Below are 2,216 nucleotides of genomic sequence, written 5' to 3'. Positions count from 1 at the left end.
TAAACAGAATAAAATTGTGAAATCCGGATCCAATATTTATCATATAAGGACAGAACACGGCCGTGCCAGCATTGGATATTTTATCTATAAGAATAATCTGTATTATGCGGATCCAAAAGGAAGGCTGTATCAGAAGAAATCCAGACAGAACGGCCAGCTTTATTTTACCAATTCCGGTGCTGCAAGAAAAGATTATAATGCTCTGCTGAAAATGCGTGTGATGCAGATTGTATCGTCAATCACAAATTCAGGTATGAGTCAGAGCCAGAAGCTTTATGCATGTTGGAAATATGTTGTTTACGGAGGATTTTACTATGGTGGTCCGGATCCTAACATTTACCAGAGTGGCTGGGCGCGCAGTGAGGCATTGAGGATGTTTCGTGCAGGATATGGCAACTGTTATGGATTTTCCTGTATTTTTGCTGCTCTTGCAAGAGAAATAGGATATACACCGTATATGATCTGTGGCCGGGTACCGGGAAGCAGAGATGGAGCGGCAGATGGCTTCACCCGTCATTGCTGGGTAAAGATCAATGGTCTTTATTATGATCCGGAAGCACAGTATGCCGGTTGGATGACAGGGGTTTATGGTTATGATTATTACCCGATCAGTCACCAGATCCAGAGAGTTGTTAACTTTTGTAAATTCTAATGTGCCGATAAGTTGATTAATTATATGAGAGGTGTTTCTATGGAAAGCAGAATTGCAGTGATCAGTATTATAGTAGAGAATTCAGATTCTGTAGAATGTCTGAATAGGATTCTTCATGAATTTGGCATTTATATCATCGGCAGAATGGGGATTCCTTATAGGCAGAGAGGGATAAGCATTATCAGTGTGGCAATAGATGCACCTCTGGATATAATCAATGCACTGACCGGAAAAATTGGCCGGCTGGCAGGGGTTTCAGCAAAAACAGTCTATTCGAAAGCTTAGAGGAAATGAAAATATATGGCATCAGCAGAGTTGCAGATACCTGAACACATTCAGGAGACACAGAATATTACCAGAGAAGAACTGGAAATGATTTTACATACACAGAATCCACTGGTAACGGAAGAACTACGAAGAAGAGCACAACAGACCGCAAAAGCAATTTATGGAAATAAAATTTATGTCCGTGGTCTGATCGAATTTACAAATTACTGCAAGAACAATTGTTATTATTGTGGTATACGCTGTTCAAATACGGATGCAGACAGATACCGGCTTTCTTTGGAACAGATTTTGTCCTGCTGTGAAACAGGATGGAATCTTGGTTTTCGGACTTTTGTTCTGCAGGGCGGAGAAGATCCGCATTTCACAGATGAACATATTTGTCAGATTGTCCGCACGATTAAAGAAATATACCCTGACTGTGCAGTGACTCTTTCTATTGGAGAAAAGAGTGAAGAAAGCTATCAGGCATATTTTAATGCAGGCGCTGACAGATATCTCTTGCGTCATGAGACAGCAGATGAAGATCATTACAGAAAACTTCACCCGGAACAGATGTCCCTGGTTTTCAGAAAAAATTGTCTGAAAAACCTGAAGAAAATAGGATATCAAACCGGATGTGGATTCATGGTAGGATCTCCGGGACAAACCGCAGATACACTTTACCGCGATCTTTTATTTATTAAGGAATTAAAGCCTGAAATGATAGGAATTGGACCGTTTATTCCTCACAAAGACACCCCGTTTGCTAAAGAATTACCCGGAACTCTGGAGCAGACTCTGCGATTATTGTCAATTATCCGCCTGATCCACCCACACGCGCTTCTTCCGGCAACAACAGCCCTTGGAACCATAGACCCCAAGGGCAGAGAGAAGGGAATTTTGGCAGGGGCCAATGTAGTAATGCCCAATTTATCACCGGTCAATGTCCGGGATAAGTATACCCTTTATGATAATAAGATCTGTACAGGTGATGAAGCTGCTGAATGCAAAGCCTGTATGGCAGCACGTATGAAGAGCATTGGTTATGAAGTAGTGACAGACAGAGGCGATTATAAAGCATGACTGCAGTTCACTCCTGAATAACTTAAGCATCCGCGATAAGCGGAACATAAAACTGAATATAGAAAAAACTAATCGGAAAGCGGCAGATAAGGAAGCCCCTGACCGAAAAGAAAGGAAACAAATCTATGTATAATCCAAAATCATTAAAAGCAGAAGAGAATTTATTTCCGACGAAGAGATCAGAGAAACCCTTGCATATGCAGATGCAAACAAA

Annotated in this window: 3 protein-coding genes; all 3 read left to right on the top strand. The window is 41.2% G+C overall.

What is annotated here, in order from left to right:
- A partial coding sequence (locus AC075J_RS03970) for a transglutaminase domain-containing protein (RefSeq protein ID WP_476390038.1) occupies positions 1–652 on the top strand: 652 nt, incomplete at its 5' end.
- 39 nt (positions 653–691) lie between these two features.
- The gene (locus tag AC075J_RS03965) at positions 692–937 is read left to right on the top strand and encodes a TM1266 family iron-only hydrogenase system putative regulator (RefSeq protein WP_022380694.1); all 246 of its coding nucleotides are present in this window, start codon (positions 692–694) and stop codon (positions 935–937) included.
- 15 nt (positions 938–952) lie between these two features.
- Positions 953–2,002: a [FeFe] hydrogenase H-cluster radical SAM maturase HydE gene (gene hydE, locus AC075J_RS03960; RefSeq protein WP_022380695.1), complete on the top strand. Its 1,050-nt coding sequence runs from the start codon at positions 953–955 to the stop codon at positions 2,000–2,002.
- Positions 2,003–2,216: the final 214 nt, after the last annotated feature.

Source organism: Blautia sp. ZXY-1-C6 (assembly GCF_056339875.1).
The sequence above is the reverse complement of the archived record's forward strand: the minus strand, read 5'-3'. Positions and strand labels throughout refer to the sequence as shown.